This window comes from Aquibacillus salsiterrae, assembly GCF_028416595.1.
GTDB lineage: Bacteria > Bacillota > Bacilli > Bacillales > Amphibacillaceae > Aquibacillus_A > Aquibacillus_A salsiterrae.
Genome location: NZ_JAMQKC010000009.1, coordinates 1 through 19,707, shown reverse-complemented (window position 1 = coordinate 19,707; position 19,707 = coordinate 1). Strand labels below are relative to the sequence as shown.

At 35.3% G+C, this 19,707-nt stretch carries 15 protein-coding genes and 2 pseudogenes; 2 read left to right on the top strand and 15 right to left on the bottom strand.

Annotation, left to right across the window (positions count from 1 at the left end; genetic code table 11):
- Window positions 1-107 precede the first annotated feature (107 nt).
- The 4 genes and pseudogenes from NC799_RS11140 to NC799_RS11125 all read right to left on the bottom strand — a co-directional run bounded on the left by NC799_RS11140 (window position 108) and on the right by NC799_RS11125 (window position 3,530).
- Window positions 108-725 carry a class I SAM-dependent methyltransferase gene (locus NC799_RS11140; RefSeq protein WP_272446580.1) on the bottom strand — a complete coding sequence of 206 codons (618 nt, stop codon included), beginning with the start codon at window positions 723-725 and terminating at the stop codon, window positions 108-110.
- Window positions 726-1,272: 547 nt separating this feature from the next.
- A pseudogene (locus NC799_RS11135) lies at window positions 1,273-1,404 on the bottom strand (transposase); the annotation flags it as partial.
- Between the two features lie 214 nt (window positions 1,405-1,618).
- Window positions 1,619-2,035 carry a universal stress protein gene (locus NC799_RS11130; RefSeq protein ID WP_272446513.1) on the bottom strand — a complete coding sequence of 139 codons (417 nt, stop codon included), beginning with the start codon at window positions 2,033-2,035 and terminating at the stop codon, window positions 1,619-1,621.
- 34 nt (window positions 2,036-2,069) lie between these two features.
- Window positions 2,070-3,530: a SulP family inorganic anion transporter gene (locus NC799_RS11125; RefSeq protein ID WP_272446512.1), complete on the bottom strand. Its 1,461-nt coding sequence runs from the start codon at window positions 3,528-3,530 to the stop codon at window positions 2,070-2,072.
- 304 nt (window positions 3,531-3,834) lie between these two features.
- Here NC799_RS11125 and NC799_RS11120 point away from each other — a divergent pair, with 304 nt between their 5' ends.
- Complete coding sequence (locus tag NC799_RS11120; RefSeq protein ID WP_272446511.1) at window positions 3,835-4,017, top strand: helix-turn-helix domain-containing protein; 183 nt, start codon at window positions 3,835-3,837, stop codon at window positions 4,015-4,017.
- A gap of 45 nt (window positions 4,018-4,062) precedes the next feature.
- On the opposite strand, the gene NC799_RS11115 is transcribed toward NC799_RS11120, so the two are convergent.
- The 8 genes from NC799_RS11115 to NC799_RS11080 form a co-directional block, all read right to left on the bottom strand.
- A complete protein-coding gene (locus NC799_RS11115) occupies window positions 4,063-5,340 on the bottom strand; it encodes an MFS transporter (protein WP_272446510.1) in 1,278 nt (425 codons plus the stop codon).
- Between the two features lie 268 nt (window positions 5,341-5,608).
- Complete coding sequence (locus NC799_RS11110) at window positions 5,609-6,883, bottom strand: FAD-binding protein (protein ID WP_272446509.1); 1,275 nt, start codon at window positions 6,881-6,883, stop codon at window positions 5,609-5,611.
- Window positions 6,884-7,486: 603 nt separating this feature from the next.
- Window positions 7,487-8,956, bottom strand: a complete 1,470-nt coding sequence (gtfA, locus tag NC799_RS11105; RefSeq protein WP_272446508.1) for a sucrose phosphorylase — start codon at window positions 8,954-8,956, stop codon at window positions 7,487-7,489.
- Between the two features lie 13 nt (window positions 8,957-8,969).
- Complete coding sequence (locus tag NC799_RS11100; RefSeq protein ID WP_272446507.1) at window positions 8,970-9,926, bottom strand: carbohydrate kinase family protein; 957 nt, start codon at window positions 9,924-9,926, stop codon at window positions 8,970-8,972.
- A 67-nt stretch (window positions 9,927-9,993) separates the two neighbouring features.
- Window positions 9,994-11,670: a glycoside hydrolase family 13 protein gene (locus tag NC799_RS11095; protein WP_272446578.1), complete on the bottom strand. Its 1,677-nt coding sequence runs from the start codon at window positions 11,668-11,670 to the stop codon at window positions 9,994-9,996.
- Window positions 11,671-11,774: 104 nt separating this feature from the next.
- Window positions 11,775-12,590 (bottom strand): carbohydrate ABC transporter permease, encoded by an 816-nt coding sequence (locus NC799_RS11090; RefSeq protein WP_272446506.1) that lies wholly within the window; start codon window positions 12,588-12,590, stop codon window positions 11,775-11,777.
- Window positions 12,590-13,450 (bottom strand): carbohydrate ABC transporter permease, encoded by an 861-nt coding sequence (locus NC799_RS11085; protein WP_272446505.1) that lies wholly within the window; start codon window positions 13,448-13,450, stop codon window positions 12,590-12,592. Before NC799_RS11085 ends, NC799_RS11090 begins: the two co-directional genes overlap by 1 nt.
- 102 nt (window positions 13,451-13,552) lie before the next feature.
- Window positions 13,553-14,848: an ABC transporter substrate-binding protein gene (locus NC799_RS11080; protein WP_272446504.1), complete on the bottom strand. Its 1,296-nt coding sequence runs from the start codon at window positions 14,846-14,848 to the stop codon at window positions 13,553-13,555.
- Window positions 14,849-15,195: 347 nt separating this feature from the next.
- Between NC799_RS11080 and NC799_RS11075 the strand changes: the two genes are divergently transcribed.
- A complete protein-coding gene (locus NC799_RS11075; RefSeq protein WP_272446577.1) occupies window positions 15,196-16,182 on the top strand; it encodes a LacI family DNA-binding transcriptional regulator in 987 nt (328 codons plus the stop codon).
- Between the two features lie 232 nt (window positions 16,183-16,414).
- On the opposite strand, the gene NC799_RS11070 is transcribed toward NC799_RS11075, so the two are convergent.
- From NC799_RS11070 to NC799_RS18430, 3 genes and pseudogenes are all read right to left on the bottom strand, one after another.
- Window positions 16,415-17,695 carry a plasmid pRiA4b ORF-3 family protein gene (locus NC799_RS11070; protein WP_272446503.1) on the bottom strand — a complete coding sequence of 427 codons (1,281 nt, stop codon included), beginning with the start codon at window positions 17,693-17,695 and terminating at the stop codon, window positions 16,415-16,417.
- Window positions 17,696-18,201: 506 nt separating this feature from the next.
- Window positions 18,202-18,996: a fumarylacetoacetate hydrolase family protein gene (locus NC799_RS11065; RefSeq protein ID WP_272446502.1), complete on the bottom strand. Its 795-nt coding sequence runs from the start codon at window positions 18,994-18,996 to the stop codon at window positions 18,202-18,204.
- Window positions 18,997-19,325: 329 nt separating this feature from the next.
- Window positions 19,326-19,412: pseudogene (locus NC799_RS18430) on the bottom strand (RNA-guided endonuclease TnpB family protein); the annotation flags it as partial.
- Window positions 19,413-19,707 lie beyond the last annotated feature (295 nt).

The following is a 19,707-nucleotide window of genomic DNA, read 5'->3' as shown; positions in this document are numbered from 1 at the left end:
ATTTCCATGTGATAGGAATACGCAAAAATTTCTTTCTAATACGACCTTCTCCTCTACATTGAGTACAAATAGTGAGTAACTTCAACCGTTTTAATCCCTCCCGTCTATTATTTTTTTGCAACAACAATTCCGAGGGGGTAATACTCTTTTGTCCCTAGAAAGGCAGGTTCAATTAATGCACCTCGCTGGAAATAAAAGGTCTTCTCCTCATACTCCGGAAAGAGGTTAGTAAACTCATTGACGGTTAATTGATGAACATGAAATGGAGACCCACACGGTTGCCCGCGCCCCTGACCGAATGGAGTTGATAGCACTAATGTGCCTCCTGGTTTCAACAAATGATATATATTTGTTAAAAATTGTTCCTCATTTTTGATGTGTTCAATTGTTTCAAAACTAATAATCGTATCAAACGCTCCTAGTTCTTCAGGCAATGACGGGTCAGTGACATCACCCTGAATAAACGAGGTAAGAGGGTGATAATATGTTCCCTTCGCATACTGAATTGCTTCTTCATCTATATCTATCCCAACTATTTCCTCTACTTGCTTTTTACATTGTTTCGCAATAATATGAGACCCATACCCTGCACCACTTGCAAAGTCTAACACTCGGCCTTGTACATAATTTGTTGCAAAGTGATACCTTGCAATGTGTTCCACTAACAATGCATTGGTTATTTTCATATTTTCTGGAATAACTCGCTCCCCCGTGTCCTTTAACATATAAATCACCGCTTTATTCATTTAGTCTGAAATCTTATTGAAGTGTCAACACTATTGTTACTTAGGAAGGTTAATACAAAGATTATTCCAATAATCTAATTATACTTAATCATAGTAATTATGTGAAATAATATGTTATTTATAGTAAAATATAGTTAGTTATAATTAATTATAGACTAACTTAAGCATTTGGAGGTGTATTAACTTTTGAATGACAACAAAAAGCATCCATATTATCAAACGGAACAAGAGAGACTTAACTATACAAAAGAATATATTAGAAGTTGCTGAATCTAGCCAAGAGCTTTATCAAGATAACAGGTTCTCTGTCAAATGTGGTGGTGATTTTCACTCCACCATCTCTTATTTAAAAGGCTCTTCTAAATTAGAGGCAATTATCTTGCGTACGCCGCAGCGGGTAATATACTCGCTTTCCGCGGACGAACGCCCAAGCCTCATCGCAAAAACCGCTGCGGGGTCTCGGTCGCTCGTTTTTCCGCAGGAGTTTCGCATATTTCCCTCTGCTACGTGAAACAGCCCATATTTTTTAGACTAGAGCCTTTTTAACCTCTTGTTGCCACAATATCTTGTTTTTTAATCGTGTGAAACTTTTAATACCGAAAGAATCACGTTTTAAAACCTTTATTGTACTATTCACACCTTCTATATAGCCGTTGTTGATACCTCAATAAGTACTTTCCCAAACTAAAAGAAGAGAGCAGACGCAATGTCTACTCCCTTCTTTTTACAAGCTATACAAATCCCCATTTATACAACCTTTCATCCCAAACCTTGATATAGTAAGGAATCCCCCAATCCCTTACTATAGTAGTCCTGCTACTTATATGTAATCTCAGTGGCCATGTAATTTACACGCCACCAAGTAAGCACACTTATTTAACAATAAGCACCGGGCAACTAACACGCTTAGCAACTTTGTGACTAACGCTACCTAGTATCATTGTTTGCAAATTATTCAAACCTCGACTTCCGACAACTACAAGGTCAAATGCATTCTCATTCGCAAACTTAACAATAGTCGGACCAGGTTCACCATGAAGCAAATGGCTATTATACTGAAGACCAGCATTTTCTAATTGCTCCTGAATTGGCCTGAGTTTCTCTTCTCTTTCTCGCTTCACTTCATATTTGTCCACACTGTGCAGGACATCTTCTTTAGACTTTTCCCCACCTACTACATACACAAGTTCTATTACACTATCAAAACTATCTGCTAAATATATTGCATGTTCTGCAGAACGAATGGAGTGCTTTGATCCATCTGTTGCTAATAATATTTTTTTATACACAATGTCACCTCAACTAATTCTGTTTAAGCCTGCTTTAATGTCCAGACGCTTTAGATAACCCACCGATTCGTTTCTTCAAATGTTTACTTTCTTCATTCAGACCGGAGTATGTCACCTTGATGCCATTTTGTTCAAATTTCATTTCTATTTTGTCTAGTGCACCAATCGCTGAATCATCCCATAAATGTGAGTTCGATAAATCAATTTCGACTTCTTTAACTTTATCATTGAAATTAAATTTGTCTAAAAGATCATTAACAGAAGCGAAGAAAATTTGACCATGAACTTTGTACACTTTCTTCTTTCCTTCTAAGGCAACAATCTCATTTACTTTTACTTTAGAGATCTTAGCTGCAAAGAAAATTGCACTGATTAATACGCCAGCTAATACACCTTTTGACAAATCATGTGTAGCAACTACTGTAATCACTGTTATTAACATAACCGCTGCATCTGTTTTAGGTAACTTGTGTAGGTTTCTTAATGAAGACCAATCAAACGTACTGATAGAAACCATAATCATCACACCAGCTAAGGCTGCCATCGGAATTTGAGCTACAACTCCACCTAAAACCATGATTAAAAACATTAGGAATGTTCCAGCAACAAGTGCAGATAATCTTCCTCTACCACCAGATTTAACATTAATTACAGATTGACCAATCATTGCACAACCAGCCATTCCACCAAAGAACCCAGTTACAACATTAGCAATCCCCTGACCGCGACTCTCTTTATTTTTATTACTCTCTGTGTCTGTCATATCATCAACGATATTAGCTGTTAATAATGACTCTAGTAGACCAACAATCGCTAATGCTAGAGAGTATGGGAAAATAATCATCAAGGTTTCAAGATTAAACGGAATAGATGGTATTAAGAAAACTGGTAACTGCTGCGATAGTTCTCCAAGGTCCCCTACCGTTCTAACGCCAATATTACCGAAGATTGCAATTGCAGTTACAACAATGATTGCAACTAGGGTAGAAGGAACAGCTTTTGTAAATTTAGGTAGAATATATATAATTGCTAGAGTTAGTGCAACTAATCCATACATTATCCAGCCTTCCCCTTCAAAGTGTTGCAACTGAGAAGTGAAGATTAATATAGCTAGTGCGTTAACAAAACCAACCATCACTGACCTTGGAACAAATTTCATCACACTTGCTAGTTTAAAAACACCAAACAAAATTTGAATTACTCCAGTTAATATCGTAGCAGCAAATAGATATTGCAATCCATAATCAGCAACGAGTGTAACCATTAATAATGCCATTGCACCTGTTGCACCTGAAATCATTCCTGGTCGTCCACCGACAAATGCAATGATAACTGCAATAGAGAAGGATGCATAAAGACCAACCATTGGATCTACTCCTGCTATAATGGAGAAAGCAATTGCTTCAGGGATAAGTGCAAGTGCTACAACTATTCCTGATAAAATATCACCTTTAATGTTACCAAACCAATCTTGCTTTAAATTTTGTAATTTCAAGTTAGCACCTCTTCTACAAGTATTTATAATTTACTTTTGACTCTCAAAAGTTAATTTCCGTCTGCAACAAGATGAATATTATCACAATATAGAACGTGAACAAAATGTTAAGAAAACGCAATCATTATTCAATTACTCAAAAATTCTCCCTAATTCTCCAGAAAGATAGGCGAAATAACAAAAGTATAATTAGTTATATCCTTTTATAATTGAGTATAAATTGGCTATATTTTATACTCATCTTTTAAATTTCAGCCTTAATTATGGTATGATAAGGGTATGCAGTAATTTGGGGGCGTATTTTATGGATAAGGAAATTATGACTGTTTCACAAGTCGCAGAATACCTGCAACTTAGTGAAATGACAACATATAAATTGGTTCAAGAAGGTAAGATTCCCGGATTTAAAATCGGGAGGCACTGGAGGATAAAGCAAGAGGACTTAAATGATTTAATTGAAAGATTAAAAAAAGGGGAGAGAATATAATAAATCTAAATAACACCCTACAGTATTTGTAGGGTGTTATTACATTTAAGCATGCTGTCTTATCTGAGCCTTATTCGGCTTCTTAGCAATTAATGAGCAAATAATACCTATTATAGGGAAAATAAGGACAAACATAAGCACTGGTGCATAGCTCTGGAACATGTCAAAGCCTATTCCAAAAGGAAGCGGACCAAACGCTGATCCTAGAACACCAACTGTTACACCAACACCATTAATACTACCGATATATTTCCTACCGAAATAATTCGGCCAAATCACATTTAATGCAATTCTTTCAAAACCATTTGCAACTCCCCATATCGTACCAAACAAAATGGCAACTAAGATATTTGTTGTCATCAATAGTAAAAAAAGCAAAATTACTTCAATAATGAAAATAAATAATAATAAATAATTAGTCCTTACTTTTTCAGTAATGACACCTGATATCAGTGACATTGGTATCCCAACTATAGCCATTAAACTCAGGACCATTGCAGCTATTTCTGGTTTTAATTCGTTGCTTCCGAATATAGAAATGATATGGAAGGTAATTCCCGTATTGACCATTGCAGGTATTCCAACACAAATTAAAATTGCCCAAAATGACTTAGTTCTCATGGCCTCTTTAAGCGTCCAATCCTCCTCACTCGTTTCTACAACAGTCGTCCCAAGAACCGGCTTCATTCTTTCGAGTTGATTTTTATTTCCATCTGGTTGAAGTCCCATATCTTCTGGCTTGTTTCGAACACCAAAAAAAGCGATTGGGACAAATACTACTAATAATAGAATCCCCCATAACCTCCATGCAAACTGCCAACTCCAGGTTTGAATTAACCAAGTATTAATCAACGGAAAGGACATTGCACTTGCAAAGCTACCTAATGTCTTCAAGCTAAAGGCGAAACCTCGGCGTTTTACAAACCATTGCGCGACAAGGGTGTTTGGTATTAACGACATACTACCTTGCCCTAACAACCTGATGAGAAAGAATCCAATTGCTAGCATCCACATGCTTGAAACAATACTATTAAAGAAACACGCAATGGCAAAAGCCGTCCCAATAACTACCATCATCAACCTTTGCCCAAACCTATCTATGAATCTACCAACAAGGATCATAAGTAATCCAGCAGCTAAGGTAGCAAACGAATACAGACCAGAAACCTCTGATCTTGACCAACCAAAATCTCTTATGTACTCATCGATAAATACTGAATTCGAATATGTTTGTCCTGGCCCCGAAAAAAAAACGCCTAAACCAGCAATAAAGAGGATAACCCAGCCGTAGTAAATGTTTTTAAAATATGTAAGTATTTTCAAGTAAAGCACCTCTTATCTAAGTAGAGTCGGTATGCATTAACAAAAATTAACTCTACTATATCATATTTCATGGCTGAGTAGGATGAACGGCAGTTAAAAATTTAATTCAGCTTCTTTTTTGGGTCGATATTGTTACATAAACGGAAAAAAGCACTGGTTAACACACCAATGCTTTTCTAGCCCTATAATCGTCACTGGCGAAGCACTATAAGCTCATTTATAAGCTTCACACTTGAAACTGACATTGACCACTTTGATCAAGTTTCCTTTAGCTTTCATCCTCACTAAAAATATATTTATCTAAAAACTCATTACGAAATTTACCTTTTGGATCGTACTTTACTAGTAGTTGTTTGAAATCTTTGATTTTTTCAAAGCCCGACTGTACTTGCTTTGGTGACATAGTAAACAGCTTCCCCCAATGTGGCTTCGCATTAAAAGGTGTCAACTGTTCTTCAACCTTTGGTAGTACCTTTTGAACAGCACCCCAATCTTGTTTCCAAGTGAAGTGGATACCAACCGAATCCTCCTTATAACATGGGCTCATCCAAAGGTTATCACTAGCAATAGTACGAACCTCTGAAACTAGTAGCAAAGGTGCGATTTGTTCACGAATCTCGCTAATCGCACGTAACGCTTTATACCCATGACGACGAGGCATTATATACTCGCTTTGCAGCTCTTCCCCACTACTTGGTACAAAGTCCATCCGAAAGTGTGGCAAACGGTCAAACCATGGTCCTGGCACACCTAACTGGTCGGTGCAATTTTCCGTACCAAGTCCTTGAATTGGGTGCTGTTTTTCCTTTGCTAGTGATGCACCAAACAAGGTCTGTTCCAAACTATCCGAATCTGAGTCCGTTACATAGTGTTTAAGCCAGACTTGATTGATTTTTTCATCCTGCCAGTTGGTGAATGAACTGACACTGTAAGCGCTTGAATAAATGTCGTCAAAGTGGTGCTCAAATTCTGTTAAGAGTAGATTTTCATATACTGTTTGTTTAATCTCGTATGCAGGCACAATGTCTAACGTGAGCTGTGTTACTACTCCTAGACCACCAAGGCCAACAACTACACCCTCCATCTCCCCTTTGTTTTGTTCGCGGGAGAAAGAAACTAAAGTACCGTCTGCAGTAACTACGTCCATTGCCTTTACAGCTGTTGATAAGCAGCTATTCTTATTTCCAGAACCATGTGTTGCAGTAGCGCAAGCCCCGGCCACAGAGATATGTGGTAAAGAAGCTAGATTTCTAATTGCATAACCTTCCTTGGCTAGGTATTTTGCAAGATCACTATATTTAATCCCGGCTTCAACTGTAACCGTTTTATTATCCGAATCCAAAGAAATAACCTTGTTTAGTTTTTCAAGGGATATGATGTTCTCTTTACTGTCAGCAATACCGTTGAAAGAATGGCGAGTTCCTACAACTCTTATTTTATTGCAGCGAGTAACCAATTGTTGTATTTCTTCAATTCTTTTTGGATAATGCCATTCTTTAGAACTATATTTGTAATTTCCTGCCCAATTATATTCCTCACTCATTAGTTATTCTACTCCTTTATAGTAAAGTTCAATGAGTTTCTGATTAATTTTGTCGGTCAATTTTTCTCTCAAAAGTTGATAAATCGAATTAGATTTCTTTTTTGGATATGATTTTTCGTAATCTAATCTCTGTATTGATTAAATTTATACTCTGTGTCAAATATACACTGATTAACTAGAAGTAGCAATAAGAAGAGAGTAGATTGTAAAATCATTACGTGATTGTGATTCTTATTAATATGCATCACCTTAAACGTCAGCAAAAAAGGCTTCTCAAAAGTTTTAATCACTAATGAGAAACCTAGATAATATTTATTAACTTTTGTTAGAATTTTTTAGCATATTGGATATATGAAGAGTTTGAGCGACAGTCTAGCTACAGGGCTAGTCGCTCGCGTCAAAAGCAGTTCACTTCGGTAACCAAAGAGCCAGTCATTTACGGCGCTCCGCTTATGCGTTTCTCGCCTGGGCGAGCCCTTTCCGCTTCCTAGCGTAATCCAGCTACAACTCCTAGGTCCTCGCAGAGATAAGCAACTCACACCTAAATCACTTGGACCCAGAACGGTAAGCCTTAGCATAGATTAAATATTTATAATTTAGCACTTATACTAAATACTGATTTAATTCACCATTCTCGTCAATAAAATCAATAACAGTTTTATTTGTCTTAAGATCAATGAATAGCGTACATGTCTTTTCTTCTTTTTCCCAAGAAAGTTTAACTCCATTTTCATTCGAATCTAAAACAGTAAACTGACCGTTGAATGCATCATATTCATTCCTAAATCTAATAAGTTTTAATAACCTTTTAACAACTTCCTTACTCAGTGACTCTTCAATTTCTTCCACACTATAGTTATGGCGGTTAATTTCACGTCCATCACCAGTTTCTTTAATCTTCTTCTCATCATTTTTTCCAGCTAGTAATCCAACATAATATACTTGTGGGACACCCGGTGCAAAAAACTGAATAGCTCGAGCTGCTAAGTAAGCATCATCCTCGCAGCCAAGCATCGAATAATAAGTACCCCTTATTTGGTGTACATCAAACCCGTCTTCAGATTTATGTTCATCTGACAAAATCAGGCTTAAGTTAGAACCTCTATCTACAAGTGTATCCACTAGCTTTCTTGCTTCCTTAGTATCAATTAAATCATCTAAATCTGGCTTAACCGGGACACCATCATGACAATCTAACATGGTAAACTGTTTTTCGGGTCGATCCTTTAAATAGTCTAGTAATGCTTTACTACTTTTATTTGTTAATGTATCTAGTATTCTATAAGGTAAAATAAAATCATAAATCCAACAACCATATTCTGCTAGCTTATATTGAATAGAATGATGGGAATGTACTTCAGGAAGTAATTCAATGTCTAATGAACTCGCAAGCTCCATAACCCAATCTAAAAACTTATAAATATCTGGTTCTACAAAAAAGCAACTAGTACCTAATTTTTTAATCACATATCCCACAGCATCAAGTCTTACGATTTTGATGTTTTGCTTTTTAAAATTCATGAAGAACTCAGTGAACAGCGCCTTCACTTTCTCCGAATGGACATCAAAATCGACTTGTTCAGAAGGATCCGTTTTTCCAAATGTCGTCCAAACCTTTTCTTCTTCACCATTGTTTTCAATTTTAAAGGTTGAATAAGGGACCTCTCTACGCAGAAACATCTTATCGATATCTTTTTGAACTGGATTTCCGTCTTCCCACACCTTATCAAGAGTGATAAATAAATCAGCATATTCGGAATTTCGTCCCTTTTTAAGAAAGTCTTGAAAATACGGTGACTGCTTTGAGATATGATTCACCATCAAGTCTACTAAAATATCAAAGTTTTCTCCGATTCGTCTAATATCTTTCCAAGTCCCAAAGCTTGGTTCAATTTCTAAATACGTTAATGGCGCAAAGCCTCTGTCGCCTGATGACGGGAAAGGCGGTAAGATATGCACACCACCTGGAAAGATGTTAGAAAAGTGCTTTACTAGCATCTCATTAAGCGTATTTAAATCTCCCCCCATCGAATCCGGATAGGTAATTAACTGTACTTGGTTTTTAACAGCCATCCAATCGTCCTTCCTACAAATGATATTGTCCTTGTAAGTCTTCAAGCTTTGGTAAATCAACGACAGCCCCTGTGTGCTGTAATTTAAACGCACTAACGGCAAAGCCTAGTTCCAACGCATCTCTAATCATTTTCCCTTTTATCAATGCCGTATAGAAACCAGACCAAAATGCATCCCCTGCTCCAGTTGTATCAACTATTTCTGTTGCTAGACTGTCAAATTGCAATGTTTCTTGTCCATTTGAAACAAGTGCACCATCTTTACCAAGTGTCATAATCACTAACTTGGCGCCAAGATCTAAAAACTTTTGCATTTGATTTTGGTGTGAATCTTTTCCAAAAATTCGTTCTGCATCATCCTCAGACGGTTTAACGATATCTACCTTGCTAATGATTTTCTTGACATATTCAACACCGTTTTCACCCTTCTGCCAAATCATCGGATGATAATTCGGATCAAATCCTACTAATAAATTATTTTTCCTTGCAACAGCCATTACCTTCTCTACCGTCTCACGCACCGGTGTTCTAGAAATCGGCCAACAGGAAAAATGAACAACCTTTGATTTAGCAATTGCGTTTTCGATTTCTGGTGTATATGCTAAATGATAATCCGCTTCTCGATAAAAAGTAGGAATTGGTGTACCTTTACTTTTATTTACTAATACCATACTTGTTGAATAATCTACTCTTTGAACACATTGCGTATCAATGTTAGCACTTTTTAAGTGATTAATTAAAAACGTACCTAATCCATCTTCTCCAACAGCTGATGCTACAAGCGAATTGACACCTAATTTTTTTACATTCATCGCAATATTAGAAGGTGATCCACCAAAAAACTTTCTATATGAATCACTTTCATGATCATCGTTATAATCATCTGATATCATATCAACTAGCAATTCACCTACTGTTAAGATATCGTTATCTTTATTCTGAAATTCTATCCTTCTATCAAAATGAAACATGATGTAATCCCCCAAAAAAAAAAAAAAAAAATAGACATTAACAATCTATTTCCTATATTAGTTAATACTACTGAATACGATAGACTCGTGTCTCATATGGTTTTAATTCAAATCTTTTCATTGCATCATGATGAGTCATATCATAATTGGCTAACAATAAATTCTCACCTTTTACAGAGAAATTAAGATTACCTTTCCATGTAGCAGGTTCACCTGTAAGGTTTGAAAATACTACCACTCTGTCATCATCTAACTGACGAGTATAGGCGTAAATTTGAGGATGATCTGCAAGTATAAGATTGTATATTCCATAAGTAAATACATCATTTTCTTTTTTTACTGCAATCATTTTTTTATAAAAATGAAGAATGGAATTTTCATCATTTAGCTGCCGTTCTACATTAATTTTTTGGTAATTTTCATTCACACCTAACCACGGAGTACCCGTTGTAAAACCAGCATTCCTTTCTGTAGACCATTGCATTGGTGTTCTAGAATTATCACGACTTGATGCCCAGATAACCTTCATTATATCTTCATGAGATATACCTTCTTCTCGTTTATATCGATACATATTTTTATCAGCAACATCATTGTATTCTTCAATGGAATTAAACTTAACATTTGTCATTCCTATTTCTTGTCCTTGATAAATAAAAGGAGTGCCTTGCATTAGAAAATACATGGATGCTAGAGCTGTTGCACTTTCATACCAAAAATCCTTATCATCACCCCACGTCGAAATTCTCCGCGGTTGATCGTGATTTTCAATGAATAGCGCATTCCAGCCTTTACTTTCTAACGCCTTCTGCCATTTTGTTAAAGCAGATTTCAATCCTAGTATATCAAGTGGCTCATTATCTTTAGCACTCCATAAATCTAAATGTTCAAATTGGAATACCATGTTGAATTTTCCTTTCTCTTCTCCAATCCATGCTTCAAGATCCTCTTCATCTTCAACTTTGACACCGTTTGCTTCACCAACAGTCATAATATCGTATTTAGAAAATGTTGTTTCTTTTAATTCTTGAAGATATTCATGAATACCGTCCACGTTCATATGTTTATCAAAGGAAGATACATACTTTAAACCTTTTGGATTAGGCATATCCTCTAACCCTTCCTCTTTATTAATATGACTTATTGCATCAACACGGAAACCATCGATTCCTTTATCTAGCCACCAGTTAATCATTTGATATAAGGCGTTCCTTACGTCAGGATTCCTCCAGTTCAGATCAGGTTGCTTGGTTGAGAAGATATGCATATAGTACTGATCTGTATTTTGTTCGTATTGCCAAACAGATCCACTAAAAATACTTTCCCAATTATTTGGTTCCTTTCCGTCTTTACCATCTCGCCAAATATACCAATCACGCTTAGGGTTATCTTTAGAAGAGCGTGATTCAATGAACCATGGATGTTCATCACTTGTATGGTTGATTACAAGATCTATAATTAACTTCATACCTCGGTCATGCACTTCTCTTAATAGCTGATCGAAATCAGCCATTGTTCCAAACTCATCCATAATGTCTTGATAGTCGCTAATATCATAACCATTATCATCATTAGGAGATTTATAGACAGGACAAATCCAAATTACGTCAATCCCTAAATTCTTTATATAGTCCAATTTAGAAATAATCCCTTGAATATCACCAATTCCATCGCCATTCGAATCTTTAAAACTTCGAGGATAGATTTGATATGCAACTGCTTCTTTCCACCAATCTCTATTCATAATCATTCTCCTTACCTCTTGTATGCTCCAAACTATCGTTAGAATTCTCGACGTATTAGCGCCACTGTCATTGTATAACCTCGACTCATACCTAAATCTTTAAATTACTTCACTGCACCTTCTGAAACTCCCTCAATAATTTGTTTTTGAGCAAAGAAATAACCAACTATTACTGGAATTATAGCAAGAGTTAATCCCGCTAAAGCTAAATGCCATTGTTTTGTGTATTGTCCAAAGAAAAAGAACATTTTTAAAGGAATGGTAGCCGTTTCTTGACTTAAAATTAGTGATGGTAATAGGTAATCATTCCAAATCCAAATAGTATTTAAAATAGCTACTGTTACAGAAATTGGTTTTAATAATGGAAAGATAATACGAGTGAAAATTTGTAATTTATTAGCACCATCAATAGTTGCTGCCTCATCTAGCGAAACCGATATACCTGTCATCGCACCATGGTACAAAAATATGGATAAGCTACACCCAAATCCTAAATACATAAACATCAAACCAACCGGATTCAACATATCAACTTTCCCGAACATAGAAACAAGTGGTATCATTACCGATTGAAATGGAATTAACATGGCAGCTACAAAGATTAACAATATTGCACCGCTTAACTTACTCTTATTTCTGGCTAACGCATAGCCAGCCATAGACGAGAAGAAAATAATGATTGTAATACTAACGAAAGTAATAAGAATGGAATAAAAAAGCGAGTTTAAGAAATCCAATTCATTAAAGGCTTCGACAAAGTTCGAAAAATTGAACGAACTCGGCAGCCCAAGAACCCCCATAAATATTTCTTTCTTTGTTTTAAATGCATTTACTAACATTAAATAAAAAGGAGCTAGCCATATCAACCCAAGCAAAATTCCCATTAACTCTATGAAAAGTTTTTTACGTTTGCTCTGCATTACATGTCCACCTCTCTCTTCTTATTATAATAAACTTGTGTGAGTGCAATGATTGCAATAATGACAAAGAAAATAACAGCTTTTGCCTGCCCATATGCCAATTGGTTCTCGGTATATGCGGTTCTAACAATTTCCATTGCTACCATTTGTGTTGAGTCAAATGGACCACCATTCGTTAGAGATAAGTTTTGATCATAAATTTTAAATGACATGGACAATGTTAAAAACATACTAACTGTAAATGCTGGTGCTACAAGTGGAAATGTAATATGACGAAAGCGTTGGAAACTATTTGCACCATCAATATCAGCTGCTTCATTAAGTTCATTAGGTATATTTTGTAAGTATGCAATATAAATAATCATGATATACCCAGCCATTTGCCAACAAGTTAAAATAACAAGACCCCAGAACCCCGTTGTTGTTGTGGATAACCAACCTTGCAATGATGGAATACCTAAAACTTGACCAATATTTCCAAAGACATTAACAAAAATAAACTGCCAGATAAACCCTAAAATCAGTCCACCAATTAAGTTCGGCATAAAGAAAATCGTTCTTAAAAAATTGCTTGACTTGAGTTTTTGTGTAACTAATATCGCTAAACCTAGTCCAAAAAAGTTCAATAATAAAACAGTTACAAAAGAAAATTTTGTTGTAAACCAAATAGAATTTAAAAAATCAGTATCTTTTAAAAGAGTCCTATAATTTTCGAAACCAATAAATTTCGTGATTGTTAAGCCATTCCAGTCTGTAAAAGAATAGAACGTACCCAAAACTAAAGGGATAATAACGACAATACCCAAGGCCAAAATCACGGGTGTTAAAAATAGCCAAAATGCAAGGTCTCGATTTTTCACAATTAACGCCTCCAGTACATATCCAACTGCCCTAAAAAGGGTGTAGTTTTAAAAAGAATAAAGCTAACAAAGCCAGAAGCTTTGTTAGCTTTATTTATGCAATTAATTACGTGGCTCTTCCCATTTTTGGATAGAATCATTAATTACATCTTCCCACGTCATTTCACCAGCAATGTATTTTTGCATGTTTGCACCTAAAATATCTCCCCATGCATTACTTGGATAACCTGCAAATACCCAACCAATTGTATTTCCATTTGTTGAATACTCATAAATATCTTTTGAAAGCGGGTCAGCAATCTTACTTGCATCGTATCCTTCATATGCAGGAATGAAATTGAATTTTGTTACTACTGTATCTTTTCCTACTTCAGATGTGTTCATCCAGTCAAGGAAATCTTTAGCAGCCTGTACAACTTCTTCGTCTTTATTTTTGTTTACGGCCCAATAATTTGGAACCCCAACTGGGATGCTTCCTTCATTACCTTCTACAGGAATTGGTAAAACACCAATATTTTGTGCTAGTTCTGGATCCATTTGTTCGATTGAAGGAAACACCCAATTACCTTGTTGAATCATGGCCACTTGACCTAATGAAAAATATTGTTCAACTTGCTGAGAATAATCAACATTTAATGTAGGTTGAATAGAGTATTTCACTTGAAGGTCAAGCATCTGTTGTAGCTCATCACCTTTTTCAAACGTCACTGTTTTGGCATCATAAGCTTCCAAAACATTGTTGTTGAATTCTGGTGCTAAGTACACATTGGCTAAGTGATTCCCTATAACCCACTTTTCTTTAGCTGCTAATGCAAAAACAGCTTCAATACCCAATTCTTCTTTTTTGCTATCCAAGGTTTCTACAACACTTTTCAGATCATCATATGTTTTAATTGTTGATGGATCTATACCTGCATCTTTAAAGATTGCTTTATTATAGATGTATCCGTAACCTTCTTGATTATATGGCAATCCTAAAACTTGATCACCTTCAGTTACAGCAGCAAGTGTACCATCAAGTGCTAGTTTTGCAGACTCTGTATCTGACAAATCTGCTAAATAATCTGTAAACTGCTCGGCTTCAGAAGGTCCTGCAACACTAAAAATCTCCGGCTCATCACCTGATGAAAATTTTGTTTTAAGTGATCCTAGATAATCTGTTCCGCCTCCTACAGCTGTAAACTTGATTTCTACATTTGGATTTTCTTGTTCATATGATTTAATCATTTCTTCAAATTGATCTTTTATTTCTACTTTTCCTTGATACACTTCAAGCGTTATTTTATCCCCTTCTGCTGAACTTGATCCTGAATCATCTGTTGAGTCACTGCCACAAGCAGACAACAGAAGACTTGAAGCTATTAAACCTGTAGTTAATAGTGAATACATTTTTTTCATTTTATAGTTCCTCCCATTAAGTGAAAAATTATTGCAAATGGTTACAAATAGAATAATACAATGGCAGCTTTAATATGTCAAACGTTTTCACATTCCATTGAATCATTCACTATATAACAGTTTGTCATTATTGCTAAAACCTTTAGAATAAGGCTATAACATGAAATGAAACCCAAAAACTTCTATTAAATCATCTCTATCACCTTATAAAATAATGTGGTAACCTTACCACATGTGACAAGTATTATTTTGTGAAATTTATAACTTTGTTCAGGTATAATAGTAACTATACATTATTAGATTGGGGTTTCTTCACAAGAACACACCTGAAGGAGACGGTAAACTTGGTGAATATTAAAGATGTAGCTATTCGAGCAGGCGTATCAGTTACTACTGTGTCGCGTGTCTTAAATAATCGCGGATATATTGGCAAAGAAACTAGAAAAAAAGTGGAAAAGGCTATGGAAGAGATAAATTATTCTCCTAATCAAATTGCTAGAGCTCTTCAAAAAAGTCAGTCCTATATCTTAGGTATAATAGTTCCAGATTCAAACCATCCATTTTTTTCAGAGTTAATTAAGCATGTAGAGATAACTGCTAATGAACATAACTACAAGGTTCTAATTTGCAATTCTCTTGATCAGCTTGAAAAAGAAACAAAATATATTAGCATGTTAAAAGAGAATAGAGTTGACGGTCTTATAATGTGTAGTCATACATTAGATGTGGAAGAATATAAAAAATTAAGTTTTCCAGTAGTAACGTTTGACCGAATAATTGCCAATCATTTCCCTTATGTTGCGGCTGATAATTATAGAGGCGGTGAAATTGCTACGGAGCACTTGATTGAATCTGGATGCAAAAAATTGTTGCACATATCTGGTCCGTTAAAATTAGATTTATTACCAAATAGACGGACGGATGCTTTTAGATTAACGTGTATGAAACATAATATTGACCATGAAGTCATTGAAGGAACACAAGATAATTTAACTTTCGATTATTTTAGCGATTTTATTGAAAGTGAAGTTTCGGTAAAGCTTACTGATTTTGATGGGGTGTTTTGTAGTAATGACCTTGTGGCTTATGCTTTATACCTATATGCTGCAAAAAACAATATTAAGGTTCCTGAACAATTAAAAATAGTAGGTTATGACTTTCATAGTTTTACGAGAATGCTGCAAACTCCGAAACTAACTACCATTGCGCAGCCTGTTAGTCGCATAGGAAAAATACTAAGTACCACTGTTATAAACATGGTTGAAACCAAAGAGTTAGATTCTATCAACAACTCAGTAGTGGATGTGGAGCTAATAAAAGGGGAGACAACATAGGGTAACGACGTTTAAAGTCATGTGCTAACCTAATATATAAAGAGGCTTCTCATTGGTTTATTAAACCTTTGAGTGGCCTCTTTACATATTCTGCTACTGCCCAATGTTCCTATGGTTCAAGGGTTGTGGCAGATTGGGATGCTGTTATTAAGCTGACAACTCTTCTTTCATATCCCTAAGCATTTTTATCAATTGTAGTCAAATAAAATCATCATATTCTTTCAGAGTTAAGTTACCAACTATATTGATTTGGAGCCTTACCGTATTCATCTTTAATTCTCGGGTTAGGTACTTCTTCGCCTTCGATTATTTTTTCCACTTGAATATCAAATTCCCACTCATCCCCAAAATCAAATAAATAAAGGAAACTCTGTTCCTCGTATAAATTCATATCACCAATTTTCACTTCATCGACATAAGGACCTTCACTACCCATTGGGGCAATATAGTGGTGTTTACTGAATTTTTTCCCATCCATGTAGAAAGCATATAAATGATCATCATCAAAGTTAAACGCCATCTGAATTAAATTATGTACATCAAGTAAAGTATGGGAACTTGATAATTCCAGCACTCGCCAACAAGATTGGTGAAGTTTTACTTTTAATAAATACGTTCCCCTGATAAAGGATACTTGTTTCTTTAATGTCGTGTTTAATTGTCCTGATGGAAATAACGGCTTTAATAATGAAATTAGCGATATCTTACTTTGAGGTTTCTCTAAATTAATTTCTTCCATAATTTCATTTGGAAGATTAAATAAATTCGTTAATAAATGGAAAGATTGATCCAGTTTTTTCTCTTGGTATGGATACCACGTTTCAAGTAATATGTGTGATACTTGCTTGAAAAAGGGAGTTAACATTATCGATTGAGCAACTGTGCGTTTCGGTCTATCTGGCTTATTTGATTCAATTTCATCAATTTCAAATGTCCAAAATCCAAAATAACTAAAATAATAGAAAAATTGCCCATATCTATAAACAGTATTTTCAATGTCTTTATATTGCTTTAACTGAATAACTTTATTGGCAGGATAGTTCTCTAATTCTTCAAATAATAAGTCAACATTATTCGGTTCTATATTCCACGTTTCCCCCTGAAGGTCTTCCCAATCAGTCTCCATCCAAAAGACTTCTAATAGAGTTACATATTGTTCCGTGGATGTCAGCTCCATAAATTCATCTATTTGCTTACTTTGAACCAAGGCAAGCGCTGACGTTTGAGTACGTTTAATCCTAATGAAATCAAGATTGATAGAGAGATGATAAAACAAATGGATTTTTGGATAGCCGATTTGCGTCGAGTGTTTCGGGACCTCAATATTATCATGTGTAATTAGCGAATAAATTGCTAGTAAATCTTTTTTCGTAAAATACGCATTCGCCTTCGTTAATTTTATTTTATTTTTTTGCAGATACGTTAAATATATTCTAAAATCTTTGATAATGCTGGACGGATACACTGTAGTAATAATTACTTTATTTTTCATATCAACTATTTGCTTGTTCACTATTTAACACTCCCTTAATAAGATACATGACTCCCGTTGCACTAACGCTTTACTTATAGGAATAGGAGCTAAGATTTGAAATATATGACCTATCCCTTAATAAGAGATTTACTTTTGCATATTCTAAATCAAGATCCATATTCTTCACATAAATTAGTATCCAAAATAGTTGCAAGGACATCCCGTATCAAACAGCAAGTTATGAAATGTCTTTTTCTTTCCATTGTATTTAATCTCAATACTAGCTAGAGGTAAATGGTTATCGATGAAAATCTTCATACTCTTCTTCTACTCCTATATACGGCTGTTCAACCACTTTAATTTCCTCATTGTTGGTATGAAAGATATACAATTCACGGTTTTGATTTTCTGCGTGTAATTCTTTATAAACCTTCCATGCTGCATTGCTATTTTCAAAGTTGAATCAATCTAACAAAAAGCTTATTATACAGCAGGCGTTAGTAGCCATTGTATGATTTTCTATGAATAATCAGGATTAATTATATCTATTTTACATAGTTCCGAAGCTTTCCAATTTTGTCCACTTCCACTACTACAGTATCTCCTGATTTCATTGGACAACTCCCTGAAGGTGAACCCGTAGCAAGAACATCCCCTGGCTCAAGTGTCATAACCTGTGAAATCCAACTAATAAGAAAAGGAATTGAATGTGACATCTCATTAGTATTACCATCTTGGACTACTTCTCCGTTTAAAGTTGTCACAATTCTTAGGTTAGTCGGATCTATACCAGTCACAATGTATGGACCCAACGGACCAAAAGTATCAAAGCCTTTACCTCTTGTAAACTGAGGATCTGATTTAGTAAGGTCTCTTGCCGTTACATCATTAAAAATTGTACAGCCAAAAACATAATCTAGTGCATCTTTTTCTTTTATATTTCTACCATGCTTTCCGATAACAAGTGCTACTTCCCCCTCCATCTCTACCTGTTTAGTTAAATTTGCAGGAGGAAGAATGATTTCATCCTGATCTGCAATAATTGAAGAAGATGGCTTTAAAAACAGGAATGGCTCTGCAAGATTAGCCTTGCCCCCAGTCTCTTTTGCGTGTCCAGCATAAGTCCAACCAAAATTAACAATCTTTGAAGGGGATACTGGCTTCAAAATTTTCACTTCACTGTATTCAACTCTTACACCATCATACTTTATTTCATTTTCCACTATTTCTGTAAAATTACTAGACAGTTGTATAATTTCATTTTCCTCAACAATTCCATAATACACTTTATCATTATTTTGATAGCGAACTATAGTCTTTGCTTCTTGCAATGTGTTCATTTCCACATAAACTCCTTTAATAACCTGACAAATCCTAACTCATTATATTCAAATTGGTTCTTTCTTTTTCAACCTATTTAAGATCTCAGTATTTATAGAATCGGAGGTTACGTTACTTTACCTGCAACCAATAACTAATTGCTGTGATGTAGATTATAACCGTAATCGATATACTGGCGCATAAAGTTGTAAATAAAACGGATTGTGCAGCAAATTTTGGATAGTTTCCATAATCTAAGGCAATTAAAGCACTGTTTCTTGAGGTTGGTAAAACTGTTTACAGGAATTCCAAAGTTTCCTGTATTGGTTAAAACAACACTATTCAGAAATAATCCTTGATCTGTAACGTCTTTATTTTTATAGCCACAGCTAGAGCACAACTGGGAGCTAGGGAAGGTTTTACTCACTTCCACTACCGTGTCCGCAGTCTGATTCGTTGTCAGTTTAAATGCCGGTGGCAATGACGTGGCTCCCCATTTACAGTCACACACAATGCAACTGGCCATTCATTTAGACAATGAGTTGTCAGGATCCTAGAACCATTATCTTCTCACAATGCTATGTTTAGTTATCCCTTTCATTTCATTATTTATATTTTAAACTCTATTCATTAACACTAGCGACCAAATTTTCTGGTACTGTTCCGACTAACAACTACCGTACTTACGCTTGGTGGCCTTGTCCTGAAGGGACGAAAAAAAGCATTTCCAT

What these genes read in the sequence shown, in the direction of transcription:
- NC799_RS11110 (WP_272446509.1), bottom strand. Translation starts at nt 6,883, where the DNA reads ATGAGTGAGGAATATAATTGGGCAGGAAATTACAAATATAGTTCTAAA.
- NC799_RS11140 (WP_272446580.1), bottom strand. Translation starts at nt 725, where the DNA reads ATGTTAAAGGACACGGGGGAGCGAGTTATTCCAGAAAATATGAAAATA.
- NC799_RS11100 (WP_272446507.1), bottom strand. Translation starts at nt 9,926, where the DNA reads ATGTTTCATTTTGATAGAAGGATAGAATTTCAGAATAAAGATAACGAT.
- NC799_RS11095 (WP_272446578.1), bottom strand. Translation starts at nt 11,670, where the DNA reads ATGAATAGAGATTGGTGGAAAGAAGCAGTTGCATATCAAATCTATCCT.
- gtfA (WP_272446508.1), bottom strand. Translation starts at nt 8,956, where the DNA reads ATGGCTGTTAAAAACCAAGTACAGTTAATTACCTATCCGGATTCGATG.
- NC799_RS11080 (WP_272446504.1), bottom strand. Translation starts at nt 14,848, where the DNA reads ATGAAAAAAATGTATTCACTATTAACTACAGGTTTAATAGCTTCAAGT.
- NC799_RS11065 (WP_272446502.1), bottom strand. Translation starts at nt 18,996, where the DNA reads ATGAACACATTGCAAGAAGCAAAGACTATAGTTCGCTATCAAAATAAT.
- NC799_RS11120 (WP_272446511.1), top strand. Translation starts at nt 3,835, where the DNA reads ATGGATAAGGAAATTATGACTGTTTCACAAGTCGCAGAATACCTGCAA.
- NC799_RS11090 (WP_272446506.1), bottom strand. Translation starts at nt 12,590, where the DNA reads ATGCAGAGCAAACGTAAAAAACTTTTCATAGAGTTAATGGGAATTTTG.